Below are 14,848 nucleotides of genomic sequence, written 5' to 3' on the forward strand. Positions count from 1 at the left end.
AGCGGGCACCTGTTGAATACCCTTGCGGAGGAACGGCCTTGAAAGATTTATTAAGTCTATTAAAACAGGGACAACCGAACGATGAGTTTGACTCTATTCGTATCGGTTTGGCGTCACCGGAGCTAATTCGTTCGTGGTCTTTTGGCGAAGTAAAAAAGCCAGAAACCATTAACTACCGTACTTTCAAGCCTGAGCGTGATGGCTTGTTCTGTGCCAAAATTTTTGGACCCGTCAAAGACTATGAATGTCTGTGCGGTAAATATAAGCGCCTGAAGCACCGCGGCGTTATTTGTGAGAAGTGTGGCGTTGAAGTTGCGCTGGCAAAAGTGCGTCGCGAGCGCATGGGTCACATTGAGCTGGCTAGCCCAGTTGCTCACATCTGGTTTCTAAAGTCATTGCCAAGCCGGATTGGTTTGCTGCTGGACATGACTCTGCGTGATATCGAGCGTATTTTGTACTTCGAATCCTACGTGGTGACTGATCCGGGTATGACTACCCTCGAGAAAGGCCAGTTGCTGAGCGATGAGCAATTCTTTGAGGCAATGGAAGAGTTCGGTGATGACTTCGTGGCCAAAATGGGCGCCGAAGCCATCATGCACCTGTTGATGGAACTTGACCTGCCGGTTGAGATTGAGCGTCTGCGCGAAGAGATTCCTGCGACTAACTCAGAAACTAAGATTAAGAAGCTGTCTAAGCGATTGAAGCTGATCGAAGCCTTAGCTGACTCTGGCAACAAGCCTGAGTGGATGGTCATGAAGGTGCTGCCAGTATTGCCGCCTGATTTGCGCCCATTGGTACCGCTAGATGGTGGTCGTTTCGCGACTTCGGATCTGAACGATCTGTATCGCCGTGTTATTAACCGTAACAACCGTTTGAAGCGTCTGCTCGACCTGAATGCGCCTGACATTATCGTGCGCAACGAAAAGCGGATGTTGCAGGAATCGGTTGATGCGCTGTTGGATAACGGTCGTCGCGGTCGTGCCATCACTGGCTCTAATAAGCGCCCGCTGAAATCTTTGGCCGATATGATCAAAGGTAAGCAGGGTCGTTTCCGTCAAAACCTTTTGGGTAAGCGAGTCGATTACTCTGGTCGTTCGGTTATCGTGGTTGGCCCTACTTTGCGACTGCACCAGTGCGGCCTACCTAAAAAAATGGCCCTCGAGCTGTTCAAGCCATTCATTTTCGGCAAACTTGAAGCACGTGGTTTAGCAACCACGATTAAAGCCGCTAAGAAAATGGTAGAGCGCGAGCCGCCAGAAGTATGGGATATTCTCGCCGACGTTATTCGCGAGCATCCGGTACTGCTGAACCGTGCACCAACTCTTCACCGTTTGGGTATTCAGGCTTTTGAGCCAGTACTGATCGAAGGTAAGGCAATTCAGTTGCATCCCTTGGTTTGTGCGGCTTATAACGCCGACTTTGACGGTGACCAAATGGCGGTACACGTACCGCTGACAATTGAGGCGCAGCTGGAATCTCGCGCGCTGATGATGTCTACCAATAATATACTGTCGCCCGCTAACGGTGAGCCGATCATTGTACCTTCGCAGGACGTTGTATTGGGTTTGTACTGGATGACCCGCGACCGCGTAAACGGCGCTGGTGAGGGAACGGTATTTGCCAATCCAGAAGAAGTGCATCGTGCTTATGTTACTGGCTTGGCGCACTTGCAGGCGCGGATTAAGTGCCGCTTGACGCAAGTAAGCTTCGGCGAAAACGGCGAGCGCACTGAAAATCGCTCTATTGTAGAGACGACTGTTGGTCGTGTGCTGTTGTGGCGGATTGTGCCTGAAGGTCTGCCCTTCGACATGGTTAACCATGCGATGACCAAGAAGGCGATCTCTCGTATCCTTAACGAGTGCTACCGTCGCGTTGGCCTAAAAGCCACGGTAATTCTTGGCGACCAACTGATGTACACCGGTTTTGAGTACTCTACTCGCTCTGGTTCATCGATTGGTGTTAACGATTTTGAAATCCCAGAAGCCAAGGCGCGCATTGTTGCTGCTGCCGACGCTGAAGTGGTTGAGATCGAGAAGCAATATGCTTCTGGTCTGGTAACCCAGGGTGAGAAATACAACAAAGTTATCGACATTTGGTCCCGTGCGAACGACATGGTTTCCAAGGCGATGATGGAAGGTCTGTCTAAAGAGCCAGTTATAAACCGCAAGGGTGAGGAAGAGATGCAAGACTCTTTCAACTCGGTTTATATCTACGCTGACTCCGGTGCTCGTGGTTCGCCAGCCCAGATTCGTCAGTTAGCTGGTATGCGTGGTCTGATGGCTAAGCCAGACGGCTCGATCATCGAGACGCCGATCACCGCAAACTTCCGCGAAGGTTTGAGTGTACTTCAGTACTTCATCTCGACTCACGGTGCGCGTAAAGGTTTGGCCGATACGGCATTGAAGACGGCTAACTCTGGTTACTTGACTCGCCGTCTGGTTGACGTTGCTCAGGATTTGGTTATTACCGAAGACGATTGCGGCGCTACTGAAGGTCTGACCATGACCCCCGTTATCGAAGGTGGTGACATCATCGAGACCTTGGGTGACCGCGTACTGGGTCGTTTGGTTGTTCGCGATGTATTTATTCCTGGCACCGATGAAATAGCTGTTGAGGCGGGCGTGATGCTCGACGAGAAAGGCGTTATCGCACTGGAAGAAATGGGTATTGACGAGATCGATGTGCGCTCGCCAATCACCTGCGAAACCCGTCACGGCGTTTGCTCTGCTTGTTACGGTCGCGACCTTGCTCGAGGTCACTTGGTTAACCGTGGTGAGGCAGTCGGTGTTATCGCTGCTCAGTCTATCGGTGAGCCGGGTACCCAGTTGACCATGCGTACCTTCCACATTGGTGGTGCGGCATCGCGGGCAACTGCAGTCGATAATATTCAGGTTAAACAAGACGGTAAGGCCCGTTTGCACAATCTGAAATACGTTGAGCGTGAAGATGGTTTCCTAGTAGCGGTTAGTCGTTCTGGTGAGCTGGCTATTACCGATAAGAGCGGTCGTGAGCGTGAGCGTTATAAGCTACCTTACGGTGCCTTGATTAAGGTTGCCGACCGCGCCGAAGTGGCGGCGGGCGATATCGTTGCTACTTGGGATCCGCACACTCACCCAATTATTACTGAAGTAGCGGGTATCGTGAAGATGTCCGGTATGGAAGAAGGCATTACCGTTAAGCGTCAAACTGATGAATTAACTGGTTTGACTAGTATATCGGTTATGGACCAAGGCGAGCGTCCTGCAGCGGGTAAAGATATGCGTCCTGCGGTAACGCTGGTGGCACCTAATGGTGACGAGCTGTGCTTGGCAGGTACTAATGTACCGGCTCACTACTTCTTGACGGAAAACGCGATTGTCTCTTTGGAGAATGGCGCTACCGTGAAAGTCGGTGACGTTGTTGCACGTATTCCGCAAGAAAGCTCGAAGACACGAGATATTACCGGTGGTTTGCCACGGGTTGCCGACTTGTTCGAGGCGCGTAAGCCGAAAGAGCCGGCTATTCTGGCGGAAATCTCCGGTACTGTGAGCTTCGGTAAAGAAACCAAGGGCAAGCGTCGTCTGATTATTACTCCAGCAGACGGCAAACCGTTAGCTGATGGCTCAGATTACTACGAAGTACTGATTCCGAAATGGCGTACCTTAACCGTGTTCGAGGGTGAGCAGGTTGAGAAGGGCGAGATCGTATCTGAAGGTCCATTGAGCCCGCACGATATTTTACGCCTGAAGGGCGTTGAAGAATTGGCCAAGTATATCGTTAACGAAATTCAGGACGTTTACCGTCTGCAGGGCGTAAAGATCAACGATAAGCACATCGAAGTTATCGTTCGTCAGATGCTCCGTAAAGTAAATATTCTGACCTCAGGCGACTCTACCTTTATCAAAGGTGAGCAGGCTGAATTTGTTCGCGTTATCGAAGAAAATGAAGTGCTGCATAATACCGACAAGATTTGCGCCAGTTATGAGCGTGAATTATTGGGTATTACCAAGGCCTCGCTAGCGACGGAATCCTTTATTTCTGCGGCTTCCTTCCAGGAAACCACGCGGGTTCTGACCGAAGCAGCGGTTACCGGCAAGCGCGATCATCTTCGTGGTTTGAAAGAAAACGTGGTTGTAGGCCGCTTGATTCCTGCGGGAACGGGCTTGGCGTACCACCGTGATCGCAAGATCAAGAAAGACGAGCTAAGTAAAACCGTGTCGGCGCAAGATGTCGAAGCGGCTCTGTCAGAGGCGCTCAGCGATAACAGCTGAGTAAATTTGGCTACTTGACGGGAGTGGAGCGCATCTTTAGAATTCGCGCTCCACTTTTTTTATAAGCTGCCGGTGGTTTCGGCAGTTGGTCGGTCAGTGCATTGGTGTGCTGACCTTTAGTTTTTGGAGTTTATGAATGGCAACGATTAACCAGTTGGTTCGTCAGCCGAGAAAACGCAAAGCGGCTAAAAGTGACGTTCCTGCATTGCAGGCATGTCCACAGCGTCGCGGCGTTTGTACTCGTGTTTACACCACTACCCCTAAAAAGCCAAACTCGGCACTGCGTAAAGTATGTCGTGTGCGTTTGACTAACGGTTTTGAAGTTTCATCTTACATTGGTGGTGAAGGCCACAATCTGCAGGAACACAGTGTAGTGCTGATCCGCGGTGGTCGTGTAAAGGATTTGCCAGGTGTGCGTTACCACACTGTTCGCGGCAGCCTTGATACATCCGGTGTAAACAACCGTAAGCAAGCTCGTTCTAAATACGGTACCAAGCGTCCTAAGTCGTAATTCGATTTAACGCTACTTAAACAGACCTTAAGTAAGGCCAAACCATCGTCTCATCGCTGTAGGGCGACTCGGTGTTTGGATTTACCTGAAGACAAAGGAAGATAGAGATATGCCAAGAAGACGCGTCGCCGCAAAGCGGGAAATACTCCCAGATCCAAAGTTTGGAAACCTGACCCTAGCTAAGTTCATGAACCACGTGATGGTTAGTGGTAAAAAATCAGTTGCAGAGCGCATCGTATATGGAGCTCTGGACTTGGTTAAAGAGCGCCTGAACACCGATCCCCTAGAGGCTTTCGATACTGCCCTAGAAAATATTGCACCTATGGTTGAGGTTAAGTCTCGCCGTGTTGGTGGTGCAACGTATCAGGTGCCTGTAGAGGTGCGTCCAAGCCGTCGTACTGCTTTGGCAATGCGTTGGTTGGTAGATTACTCACGTGGTCGTGGCGAGAAGTCTATGCGTCAGCGTTTGGCTGGTGAAATCATCGATGCATCACAGGGCAAGGGCTCTGCGGTTAAAAAGCGTGAAGACGTGCATCGCATGGCTGAAGCGAACAAAGCGTTCTCCCATTACCGCTTCTAAGAAAATACACCAGAGTTTAATTGGGGAAGCATAGTGGCACGTAAAACGCCTATCTCAAGATATCGCAATATTGGTATCTGTGCCCACGTTGACGCGGGCAAGACGACGACGACAGAGCGGGTGTTGTTCTATACCGGTATGTCGCACAAGATCGGCGAAGTTCACGATGGTGCTGCGACCATGGACTGGATGGCCCAAGAGCAGGAGCGTGGTATTACTATCACCTCCGCTGCGACCACCTGTTTTTGGGCGGGCATGCAGCAGCAGTTTGAACAGCACCGTATCAACATTATCGACACCCCGGGGCACGTCGACTTCACTATTGAAGTTGAGCGATCGCTGCGAGTGCTTGATGGTGCTGTGGTGGTCTTGTGTGGTTCGTCTGGGGTGCAGCCTCAAACTGAAACAGTGTGGCGCCAGGCCAATAAATACGAAGTGCCGCGATTGGTCTTCGTAAATAAAATGGACCGAATGGGTGCAAATTTCCAGCGTGTAATTGAGCAGCTTCGCACCCGCTTGGGTGCGGTAGCTGTGCCTATGCAGATGACTATTGGCAGCGAGGAGCAGTTTCGCGGCGTAGTTGATCTCATAAAAATGAAAGCCATTATCTGGAATGAAGTGGATCAGGGAATGACCTTCGAATACGAAGAAATTCCTGCTGACATGCTTGCTGCTTGCGAAAAAATGCGCGAGTACATGGTGGAGGCGGCGGCCGAAGCTACTGACGAGATGATGGAGAAGTACCTTGAGGGCGAGGAGCTGAGCGAGGAAGAGATCAAGGCGGGTATTCGTAAGCGTACCTTGGCTAATGAGATTATTCCGGTGTTTGGTGGTTCGGCATTTAAGAATAAAGGTGTTCAGGCGATGCTTGATGCCGTGATTGAATATATGCCGTCGCCGACCGAAGTTAAGGCTATTGAAGGTACTCTAGACGATAAGAATGAAACGCTCGCTACTCGCGAAGCGGATGATAATGCGCCTTTTTCGGCATTGGCATTTAAAATCGCGACAGACCCTTTCGTGGGTACCCTGACTTTCTTCCGGGTTTATTCCGGTAAGCTGGAAAGTGGTACTGCGATTATTAATTCAGTAAAGGGCAAAAAAGAGCGTGTCGGTCGTATGGTGCAAATGCACGCTAATGACCGTCAAGAAATAAAAGAAGTTTGGGCGGGTGATATTGCCGCTGCCATCGGCTTAAAAGACGTTACTACGGGCGACACTTTGTGTGATCCAAATAATGTCATTGTGCTGGAGCGCATGGAGTTTCCGGAGCCGGTAATATCGGTGGCGGTGGAGCCGCGGTCTCAGGCAGATCAGGAAAAAATGGGTATTGCTCTGGGTAAATTGGCCCAGGAGGATCCTTCTTTCCGGGTCAAGACTGACGAAGAAACCGGTCAGTGTATTATCTCTGGTATGGGTGAGTTGCACCTCGATATCCTTGTCGACCGTATGCGTCGCGAGTTTAGTGTTGAGGCCAATATTGGTAAGCCGCAGGTGGCCTACCGCGAGGCAATTCGCAATACCTGTGAGATTGAGGGTAAGTTTGTACGGCAGTCTGGTGGTCGTGGTCAATTCGGTCATGTTTGGATTCGTTTTGAACCGGGCGAGGATTCGAATGCCGAAGGCTTAGAGTTTGTCAGTGAGATTGTTGGTGGTGTGGTTCCCAAGGAATACATTCCAGCGATTGAAAAGGGTATTGCTGAGCAGATGCAGAATGGTGTGTTGGCTGGCTATCCTTTGTTGGGGCTTAAGGCAACTGCATTTGACGGCTCTTACCACGACGTAGACTCTAACGAAATGGCGTTTAAGGTTGCTGCCTCTATGGCAACAAAGCGGCTCGCTCAAGAAGGCGGTGCGGTCTTGCTTGAACCCATTATGAAAGTAGAGATTGTTACCCCAGAGGCAAATATGGGTGACGTCGTCGGCGACCTTAACCGTCGTCGCGGCATAATCTTGGGCATGGATGAATGTATGTCTGGCAAGGTTATTAATGCCGAGGTACCGCTGGCGGAGATGTTCGGTTATGCAACTGATTTGCGCAGTGCGACCCAAGGGCGTGCGACATTTACGATGGAATTCGAAAAGTATTTTGAAGCGCCGCGTAACGTTACTGAAGAAATCATGGCTAAAAACAGAGCTTAATTTTTAAAACCTTTATGCGAGGAATATATTGTGGCTAAGGAAAAGTTTGAACGTAATAAGCCCCACTTGAACGTGGGCACCATCGGTCACGTTGACCATGGTAAAACCACGCTGACTGCAGCGCTGACCCGTGTATGTGCGGAAGTGTATGGCGGTAAGGCAGTGGCGTTTGATGGTATCGATAATGCACCTGAAGAGCGTGCACGTGGTATCACCATTGCGACCTCTCACGTCGAATACGATTCGTCTGTTCGTCACTACGCGCACGTTGACTGCCCAGGTCACGCTGATTATGTAAAAAACATGATCACCGGTGCGGCGCAGATGGATGGTGCGATTCTGGTGTGTGGCGCAACTGACGGCCCAATGCCGCAGACTCGCGAGCACATCCTGCTGTCACGTCAGGTTGGTGTACCTTACATCGTTGTGTTCCTGAACAAAGCTGACTTGCTGGCTGAAGATTGCGGCGGCGTGGGCAGCGAAGAATATAATGAGATGCTGGAATTGGTAGAAATGGAGCTGCGTGAGCTGCTTGATTTGTATGATTTCCCGGGCGACGACACGCCTATCATTGCTGGTTCTGCCTTGATGGCATTGAACGGCGAAGATGATAACGAGTTGGGTACCACTGCTGTTAAGAAATTGATTGAGGCGCTGGATTCTTACATTCCGCAGCCTGAGCGTGCGGTTGATCTGCCGTTCCTGATGCCAATCGAAGATGTGTTCTCTATCTCTGGTCGCGGTACTGTTGTAACTGGTCGTGTTGAGCGTGGTATTTTGCGCACTGGCGATGAGATTGCAATCATTGGTATTCACGACACCACCAAGACTGTATGTACTGGTGTTGAAATGTTCCGCAAGCTGCTTGACGAAGGTCGCGCTGGTGAGAACGTAGGTGTGTTGTTGCGTGGTACTAAGCGCGACGACGTAGAGCGTGGTCAGGTACTGGCTAAGCCTGGTTCAATCACGCCTCACACTCGTTTCGAGGGTGAAGTATACGTACTGTCCAAAGAAGAGGGTGGTCGTCACACTCCATTCTTTAAAGGCTACCGTCCACAGTTCTACTTCCGTACCACGGATGTAACTGGTGCGTGTGAACTGCCGGAAGGTACTGAAATGGTTATGCCTGGCGACAACGTGAAAATGGACGTAACTTTGATTGCGCCAATCGCGATGGAAGAAGGTCTGCGTTTTGCAATTCGTGAAGGTGGCCGTACTGTTGGCGCCGGCGTTGTTGCTAAAATCGTAGAATAAGCATTACCGCTAAGGCGGTATTTGTTTGGGAGAGGGAGGTTTGGGCCTCCCTTTCTTGATTGTTGGTCGGTAATTTTTCCGGCTTTATATTTAGTTGTGGTTTGCTGAAGAAATCCTTGGATATTGTGTTGACAATGCCTCGGTATATCTTTAACATTCCGCTTCCTTTTTTCGGGTTACCTCGGCGACAAATGGCGAGGATCCGGATTTATTCGGGATGGGAGTTTGATCAGGTGCAGAACCAACGGATAAGAATTCGTTTAAAAGCTTTTGATCACCGCCTCATTGATGCGTCTACGCAAGAGATTGTGGACACTGCAAAACGTACTGGTGCTCAGGTTAGAGGTCCAATTCCTCTGCCTACGCGCAAAGAGCGTTTTACAATCCTGGTCTCTCCACATGTAAACAAGGATGCGCGTGATCAGTATGAGATCCGCACCCATAAGCGCATGTTGGACATCGTAGAGCCTACAGAAAAAACTGTAGACGCGCTGATGAAGTTAGATTTGGCGGCTGGTGTAGAAGTTCAAATTAGCCTCGGCTAAAAACAAGTAAACACTGAATATTTTTTTCAGACCCGCTCGGGGGCTGGCCCTGGGTTGTGTAACGCGTGTTAGAGCGCGGCCATAGAGGGTGTTAGCCCCGTACACTGAGAGGTTGGAGCAATGACTATAGGTTTGGTCGGTCGTAAAAGCGGCATGACGCGCGTTTTTACAGAAGACGGTATTTCTATTCCGGTAACGGTGATTGAGGTAGAACCCAATCGTGTTACTCGTGTCAAGGCAGATGATGTCGATGGCTATCGGGCAATCCAGATTACTGCTGGCGCTCGGAAAGCATCACGTATCCCTAAAGCGGAAGCAGGCCACTTTGCAAAAGCCGGAGTTGAGGCTGGGCGTGGTTTGTGGGAGTTTCGTTTGGAGCAGGGCGAAGATGCGCCAGAAGTCGGTGCTGAGCTGACTGTTGCTGCATTCGAAGCGGGCCAAAAGGTTGATGTCACTGGTCAGTCTAAAGGTAAGGGTTTTCAGGGCGGTATTAAGCGCTGGAACTTTTCCATGCAAGACGCAACTCACGGCAACTCGCTGTCGCATCGTTCTAACGGCTCTATCGGTCAGTGCCAAACGCCTGGTCGAGTTTTTAAGGGTAAGAAGATGTCTGGTCACATGGGTGCTGAGCGCGTAACAGTTCAGACTCTTGAGGTTGTTCGTGTGGACGCTGAGCGCAACTTGATTTTGGTCAAGGGTGCGGTTCCAGGTGCTCCAGGTGGTGATGTATTCGTACGTCCCGCTGTAAAAGCTAAAAAATCCTAGGGGGCGATGCAATGGAATTAAGTATTGCGAAACCCGGTAACGGGGCAGCGGGGACGGTTCAGGTATCTGACGTCACGTTTGCGCGCGAGTTTAACGAAGATCTCGTGCACCAAGTAGTTGTGGCCTATATGGCTGGTGCGCGTCAGGGTACTCGTGCTCAGAAGACACGCTCTGATGTTCGTGGTGGCGGTAAGAAGCCATGGCGTCAAAAGGGTACTGGCCGCGCACGTGCCGGTACAATCCGTTCGCCAATTTGGCGTGGGGGCGGCGTGACATTTGCTGCGCGTCCACAGGATCACAGTCAGAAAGTTAATCGCAAGATGTATCGTGCTGCACTGTGCACGATTCTGTCTGAGCTGGCTCGTCAGGAGCGCTTGGTAGTGGTTGAAGATTTTGCGCTTGAGTCGCCTAAAACTAAGCTGTTGGTTCAGTCGCTTGGCGAGTATGGTCTTGAAGGTGCGTTAGTCGTGACTGAAGAAGTGAATGGCAATTTATATCTTGCTGCTCGCAATTTACACAATGTTGATGTTCGCGATGTGAGTGGTGTTGACCCAGTTAGCCTTATTGGCTACGAAAAAGTGGTTATTACTGTAGCTGCATTGAAAAAGTTTGAGGAGCTGTTGGGATGAATACAGAGCGCATCTATAAGGTACTGCTCGGCCCGCACGTTTCTGAAAAAAGTGCAGCGAGCACAGAGTTGAACAACCAAGTGGTATTCCGGGTTCTGCCTAGCGCCACAAAGCTGGAAGTTAAAAAAGCAGTAGAAAAGCTTTTTAAAGTCAGTGTATTGGATGTTCGTACCGTGAATGTTAAAGGTAAGGTTAAGCGCAATCGCTTTGGTTTGAGTAAGAAGTCAAACTGGAAGAAAGCGTATGTAAGCCTTGCGCAGGGTCAAGACATCGACTTTGCGGTCGCTGAATAAGTCTGGAGTTTAGTCAAATGGCAATTGTTAAAAGTAAACCGACTTCTCCCGGCCGTCGCTTTGTTGTTCGGGTGGTTAACCCCGATCTACACAAAGGTGCACCGCACAAGCCGCTGCTTGAGAGTCAGTCGCGCAATGGCGGCCGTAACAATAACGGTCGTATTACCACTCGTCACGTTGGCGGTGGTCATAAGCAACATTACCGTTTAATAGATTTTAAGCGTAATAAAGACGGTATTCCTGCACGCGTCGAGCGTTTGGAGTATGATCCTAACCGCACCGCATTCATCGCCTTGGTGATGTATGCAGACGGTGAGCGTCGCTACATTATTGCGCCAAAAGGTGTTTCTGCTGGAGATCAAATTGTCTCTGGTGATGCATCGCCGATTAAGCCTGGTAATACCTTGCCTATTCGCAACATTCCGCTGGGAAGCACAGTTCACTGTGTGGAAATGAAGCCTGGTAAAGGCGCGCAGATCGCGCGTAGTGCCGGTACTTCAGCTCAGTTGGTTGCTCGTGATGGCCAGTACGCAACGATTCGTCTGCGTAGTGGTGAGACGCGTAAGGTGTTGTCAGAGTGCAGAGCAACATTGGGTGAAGTATCCAACAGCGAGCACAGCTTGCGTAAGTTGGGTAAAGCCGGTGCCTCGCGTTGGCGTGGTGTTCGTCCTACCGTTCGCGGTGTGGCGATGAACCCGGTAGATCACCCACATGGTGGTGGTGAAGGTCGTACTTCTGGTGGTCGTCACCCTGTATCTCCTTGGGGTATGCCGACCAAAGGGTATAAGACCCGTAAAAATAAGCGTACAGACAAACTAATTGTACGTCGTCGCGATAAATAATCGATCAGACGTCAATTAGAGTAAAGAGGATTAGCTTGTGCCACGTTCATTAAAGAAAGGTCCGTTTGTCGATCTTCATTTGTTGAAGAAGGTTGAAGTAGCGGTAGAAAAAAACGATCGTCGCCCCATTAAAACGTGGTCGCGTCGCTCCATGATTCTGCCTGAAATGGTGGCTCTGACAATCGCTGTTCACAACGGTCGTCAGCATGTTCCGGTTATTATTTCCGAAGACATGGTTGGTCACAAATTGGGTGAATTTGCCGCGACTAGGACCTATAAGGGTCACGTGGCCGATAAAAAGGCCAAGCGTTAAGCTTGGGCCGGGAGAGGCTTTTAAGATGGAAGTAGCAGCACGTTTAAAAGGCGCACGAATCTCTGCCCAGAAGGCGCGTTTGGTTGCTGACCAAATTCGCGGAAAGGGTGTAGAAGAATCGCTTGATCTGCTGACGTTCAGCTCTAAGAAAGCGGCGAGCATTATTAAGAAAGTGCTTAACTCCGCAATCGCCAATGCTGAGCATAACGAAGGCGCAGATGTTGACGAATTGAAAGTTTCGACAATCTTTGTAGATGAAGGTACGACGATGAAACGTCTTCGTCCTCGTGCAAAGGGTCGTGCGGATCGTATTCTGAAAAGATCTTGTCATATCACGATTAAAGTTGCAGACGGCGAAGGCTAGGTAGGAGAGACCACATGGGTCAGAAAGTACACCCGACCGGCATCCGGCTGGGAATCGTAAAAGAACATAATTCTGTTTGGTACGCGAGTGGCAAAAACTACGCAGCGCACCTTGTAATGGATTTGGAAGTACGTGAGATGCTTGAGAAAAAGCTCTCTCATGCTTCAGTAAGCCGTATTGTTATTGAGCGTCCGGCACAAACTGCACGCATCACGATTCACACAGCGCGCCCCGGTATCGTTATCGGTAAAAAGGGTGAGGATGTCGACAAGCTTCGTAAAGAGCTGTCAGTGAAGATGGGTGTGCCAGTTCATATCAACATCGAAGAGATCCGCAAGCCGGATATGGAAGCGAAGTTGGTAGCCATGAACGTCGCTCAGCAGCTTGAACGCCGCGTTATGTTCCGTCGCGCTATGAAGCGTGTGGTACAGAATGCAATGCGCCAGGGTGCAGAAGGCATTAAGGTACAGGTTAGTGGGCGTGTCGGCGGTGCAGAGATTGCTCGTACCGAGTGGTATCGCGAAGGGCGTGTGCCGTTGCACACACTGCGCGCAGATATTGACTACGCGACACACGAAGCAGCTACGACTTACGGCATCATTGGTGTCAAAGTCTGGATCTTTAAGGGTGAAATCCTTGGAACCAGAAAAGAAGCGGTCGAAGCTAAGGCTAAGAAAGGTTCAGAGTAAGGGTTACGCAAATGTTACAGCCGAAGCGCACAAAGTTTCGCAAGCAACACAAAGGTCGCAACCGCGGTCTGGCAGAACGCGGTAGCCGGGTCAGCTTTGGCGAGTTTGGCCTTAAAGCAGTCGGTCGCGGTCGTATTACAGCTCGCCAAATTGAGGCGGCACGTCGTGCAATGACGCGCCACATCAAGCGTGGTGGTAAAATCTGGATTCGTGTGTTCCCAGATAAGCCAATTACCCAAAAGCCTCTCGAAGTTCGTCAGGGTAAGGGTAAAGGTAATGTTGAATACTGGGTCGCACAGATTCAGCCGGGCAAGGTTTTGTACGAAGTAGAAGGCGTGTCTGAAGAATTAGCGCGTGAAGCATTCGCCTTGGCGTCAGCAAAGATTCCTGTGCCGACCGCTTTTGTTAGACGGGTGGTGATGTGATGAATGCTTTAGAGTTACGCGATAAATCAGTTGAAGATCTTAATGCCCAACTGTTGCAGCTGCTTGAAGATCAGTTCAAGCTTCGCATGCAAAAGAGTACCGGCCAGTTAGCGCAAACGCATTTGCTGAAGAAAACTCGTCAGGAAATAGCACGCGTTAAAACTGTGCTCCAGGAAAAGGCAGGTAACTAAAAATGTCAGAAGTAGCAAAAAGTGCTCGTACAGCCACCGGTAAAGTGGTCAGTGACAAAATGGATAAAACCATTACGGTACTGATTGAGCGTCGGGTAAAGCACCCGATGTACGGTAAGTACATAACGCGCTCATCGAAAGTTCACGCTCATGATGAAAACAATGAGTGCAAAATTGGTGATGTAGTGACAGTTTGCGAAACGCGTCCAGTGTCCAAGTTGAAAACTTGGGCGTTGTTGAGCGTTGATGTAACGGCTACCCAGGTTTAATTTGGCCGGCGGCCTGTGTGCAATCGCTTGATGCACTGTTGACTGGTTTGGAGTAAGAAATGATTCAAACAGAAAGCTATTTGGAAGTTGCAGATAACAGTGGCGCACGTCGCGTTATGTGCATCAAGGTGCTTGGCGGCTCTCATCGTCGCTATGCACGAGTCGGTGATCTGATCAAAGTCACAGTCAAAGAGGCTATACCTCGCGGCAAAGTGAAAAAAGGTCAGGTAATGACAGCTGTTGTAGTTCGTACTAAGAAAGGTGTTCGTCGTCCAGACGGTTCACTGATCAAGTTTGACGATAACGCTGCAGTGTTGCTAAACAATAACAACGCACCTATTGGCACTCGTATTTTTGGGCCAGTAACGCGTGAATTGCGTGGCGAGAAGTTCATGAAGATAATCTCTTTGGCACCGGAAGTACTGTAGTTCCAGGTGTGGAGAGAAGGCTGAGGTCAGGTTATGCGTAAGATTAAGCGTGAAGACGAAGTTATCGTCTTAACCGGTAAAGACAAAGGTAAGCGCGGTGTTGTCCAGAAGGTTTTGGATAACAACAAGGTGCTGGTCTCCGGCATTAATATGATTAAGAAACATCAGCGTCCAAACCCGCAGCTGGGTGTGGCCGGTGGTATCGTTGAGAAAGAAGCAGCGATCCAGGTTTCTAATGTTGCAATTTACAACCCGTCTACTAAGCAGGCGGATCGCGTGGGCTTTAAAGTAGCCGAAGACGGCAGCAAGACCCGTATTTTTAAATCAAGCGGCGATGCGATCAACGCGTAGGGGTTAG

At 50.0% G+C, this 14,848-nt stretch carries 18 protein-coding genes; all 18 read left to right on the forward strand.

The annotated features are described in order from the left end of the window. Positions 1-38 precede the first annotated feature (38 nt). The 18 genes from rpoC (at position 39) to rplX (ending at position 14,841) form a co-directional block, all read left to right on the forward strand. Complete coding sequence (rpoC, locus tag AB4876_RS18150) at positions 39-4,250, forward strand: DNA-directed RNA polymerase subunit beta' (RefSeq protein WP_368383132.1); 4,212 nt, start codon at positions 39-41, stop codon at positions 4,248-4,250. Between the two features lie 136 nt (positions 4,251-4,386). Next, positions 4,387-4,761 carry a 30S ribosomal protein S12 gene (rpsL, locus tag AB4876_RS18155; RefSeq protein ID WP_008248376.1) on the forward strand — a complete coding sequence of 125 codons (375 nt, stop codon included), beginning with the start codon at positions 4,387-4,389 and terminating at the stop codon, positions 4,759-4,761. 109 nt (positions 4,762-4,870) lie between these two features. Continuing rightward, the gene (gene rpsG, locus AB4876_RS18160) at positions 4,871-5,341 is read left to right on the forward strand and encodes a 30S ribosomal protein S7 (protein WP_008248375.1); all 471 of its coding nucleotides are present in this window, start codon (positions 4,871-4,873) and stop codon (positions 5,339-5,341) included. Between the two features lie 33 nt (positions 5,342-5,374). Continuing rightward, positions 5,375-7,483 carry an elongation factor G gene (fusA, locus tag AB4876_RS18165; RefSeq protein ID WP_368383133.1) on the forward strand — a complete coding sequence of 703 codons (2,109 nt, stop codon included), beginning with the start codon at positions 5,375-5,377 and terminating at the stop codon, positions 7,481-7,483. A 30-nt stretch (positions 7,484-7,513) separates the two neighbouring features. Further along, complete coding sequence (gene tuf / locus AB4876_RS18170) at positions 7,514-8,737, forward strand: elongation factor Tu (RefSeq protein WP_368383126.1); 1,224 nt, start codon at positions 7,514-7,516, stop codon at positions 8,735-8,737. Between the two features lie 233 nt (positions 8,738-8,970). After that, the gene (gene rpsJ, locus AB4876_RS18175) at positions 8,971-9,282 is read left to right on the forward strand and encodes a 30S ribosomal protein S10 (RefSeq protein ID WP_008248372.1); all 312 of its coding nucleotides are present in this window, start codon (positions 8,971-8,973) and stop codon (positions 9,280-9,282) included. Positions 9,283-9,402: 120 nt separating this feature from the next. Beyond that, positions 9,403-10,047, forward strand: a complete 645-nt coding sequence (gene rplC / locus AB4876_RS18180; RefSeq protein ID WP_368383134.1) for a 50S ribosomal protein L3 — start codon at positions 9,403-9,405, stop codon at positions 10,045-10,047. Positions 10,048-10,058: 11 nt separating this feature from the next. Continuing rightward, positions 10,059-10,676, forward strand: coding sequence for a 50S ribosomal protein L4 (gene rplD, locus AB4876_RS18185; RefSeq protein ID WP_301030171.1), 618 nt, complete (start codon positions 10,059-10,061; stop codon positions 10,674-10,676). Next, on the forward strand, positions 10,673-10,969 hold the full coding sequence (gene rplW, locus AB4876_RS18190; RefSeq protein WP_368383135.1) for a 50S ribosomal protein L23: 297 nt from the start codon (positions 10,673-10,675) through the stop codon (positions 10,967-10,969). The genes rplD and rplW overlap by 4 nt, the downstream gene beginning before the upstream one ends. Positions 10,970-10,986: 17 nt before the next feature. Further along, positions 10,987-11,811 (forward strand): 50S ribosomal protein L2, encoded by an 825-nt coding sequence (gene rplB, locus AB4876_RS18195; protein ID WP_301030169.1) that lies wholly within the window; start codon positions 10,987-10,989, stop codon positions 11,809-11,811. A gap of 37 nt (positions 11,812-11,848) precedes the next feature. Beyond that, positions 11,849-12,124, forward strand: a complete 276-nt coding sequence (gene rpsS, locus AB4876_RS18200; RefSeq protein ID WP_008248348.1) for a 30S ribosomal protein S19 — start codon at positions 11,849-11,851, stop codon at positions 12,122-12,124. 25 nt (positions 12,125-12,149) lie between these two features. Continuing rightward, on the forward strand, positions 12,150-12,488 hold the full coding sequence (gene rplV / locus AB4876_RS18205; protein ID WP_008248347.1) for a 50S ribosomal protein L22: 339 nt from the start codon (positions 12,150-12,152) through the stop codon (positions 12,486-12,488). A 14-nt stretch (positions 12,489-12,502) separates the two neighbouring features. Beyond that, on the forward strand, positions 12,503-13,177 hold the full coding sequence (gene rpsC / locus AB4876_RS18210) for a 30S ribosomal protein S3 (protein WP_368383136.1): 675 nt from the start codon (positions 12,503-12,505) through the stop codon (positions 13,175-13,177). Positions 13,178-13,188: 11 nt separating this feature from the next. Beyond that, the gene (rplP, locus tag AB4876_RS18215; RefSeq protein WP_344936708.1) at positions 13,189-13,602 is read left to right on the forward strand and encodes a 50S ribosomal protein L16; all 414 of its coding nucleotides are present in this window, start codon (positions 13,189-13,191) and stop codon (positions 13,600-13,602) included. Then, positions 13,602-13,793 (forward strand): 50S ribosomal protein L29, encoded by a 192-nt coding sequence (gene rpmC, locus AB4876_RS18220; RefSeq protein WP_008248343.1) that lies wholly within the window; start codon positions 13,602-13,604, stop codon positions 13,791-13,793. Before rplP ends, rpmC begins: the two co-directional genes overlap by 1 nt. A gap of 2 nt (positions 13,794-13,795) precedes the next feature. Further along, entirely contained in the window at positions 13,796-14,062 is a 267-nt protein-coding gene (gene rpsQ / locus AB4876_RS18225) for a 30S ribosomal protein S17 (protein WP_008248341.1), read from the forward strand. Positions 14,063-14,121: 59 nt separating this feature from the next. Then, entirely contained in the window at positions 14,122-14,490 is a 369-nt protein-coding gene (rplN, locus tag AB4876_RS18230) for a 50S ribosomal protein L14 (protein ID WP_008248339.1), read from the forward strand. A gap of 33 nt (positions 14,491-14,523) precedes the next feature. Next, positions 14,524-14,841: a 50S ribosomal protein L24 gene (rplX, locus tag AB4876_RS18235; protein ID WP_301030166.1), complete on the forward strand. Its 318-nt coding sequence runs from the start codon at positions 14,524-14,526 to the stop codon at positions 14,839-14,841. Positions 14,842-14,848 lie beyond the last annotated feature (7 nt).

Source organism: Zhongshania guokunii (genome assembly GCF_040892635.1).
GTDB lineage: Bacteria > Pseudomonadota > Gammaproteobacteria > Pseudomonadales > Spongiibacteraceae > Spongiibacter > Spongiibacter guokunii.

Bases quoted from the DNA above. Each gene is read 5' to 3' on its own strand.
- rplB (WP_301030169.1), top strand. From the start codon at position 10,987: ATGGCAATTGTTAAAAGTAAACCGACTTCTCCCGGCCGTCGCTTTGTT.
- rplN (WP_008248339.1), top strand. From the start codon at position 14,122: ATGATTCAAACAGAAAGCTATTTGGAAGTTGCAGATAACAGTGGCGCA.
- rpmC (WP_008248343.1), top strand. From the start codon at position 13,602: ATGAATGCTTTAGAGTTACGCGATAAATCAGTTGAAGATCTTAATGCC.
- rplC (WP_368383134.1), top strand. From the start codon at position 9,403: ATGACTATAGGTTTGGTCGGTCGTAAAAGCGGCATGACGCGCGTTTTT.
- rplD (WP_301030171.1), top strand. From the start codon at position 10,059: ATGGAATTAAGTATTGCGAAACCCGGTAACGGGGCAGCGGGGACGGTT.
- rpsG (WP_008248375.1), top strand. From the start codon at position 4,871: ATGCCAAGAAGACGCGTCGCCGCAAAGCGGGAAATACTCCCAGATCCA.
- rpsQ (WP_008248341.1), top strand. From the start codon at position 13,796: ATGTCAGAAGTAGCAAAAAGTGCTCGTACAGCCACCGGTAAAGTGGTC.
- rplV (WP_008248347.1), top strand. From the start codon at position 12,150: ATGGAAGTAGCAGCACGTTTAAAAGGCGCACGAATCTCTGCCCAGAAG.
- rpsL (WP_008248376.1), top strand. From the start codon at position 4,387: ATGGCAACGATTAACCAGTTGGTTCGTCAGCCGAGAAAACGCAAAGCG.
- rpsC (WP_368383136.1), top strand. From the start codon at position 12,503: ATGGGTCAGAAAGTACACCCGACCGGCATCCGGCTGGGAATCGTAAAA.
- rplP (WP_344936708.1), top strand. From the start codon at position 13,189: ATGTTACAGCCGAAGCGCACAAAGTTTCGCAAGCAACACAAAGGTCGC.
- rplX (WP_301030166.1), top strand. From the start codon at position 14,524: ATGCGTAAGATTAAGCGTGAAGACGAAGTTATCGTCTTAACCGGTAAA.
- rplW (WP_368383135.1), top strand. From the start codon at position 10,673: ATGAATACAGAGCGCATCTATAAGGTACTGCTCGGCCCGCACGTTTCT.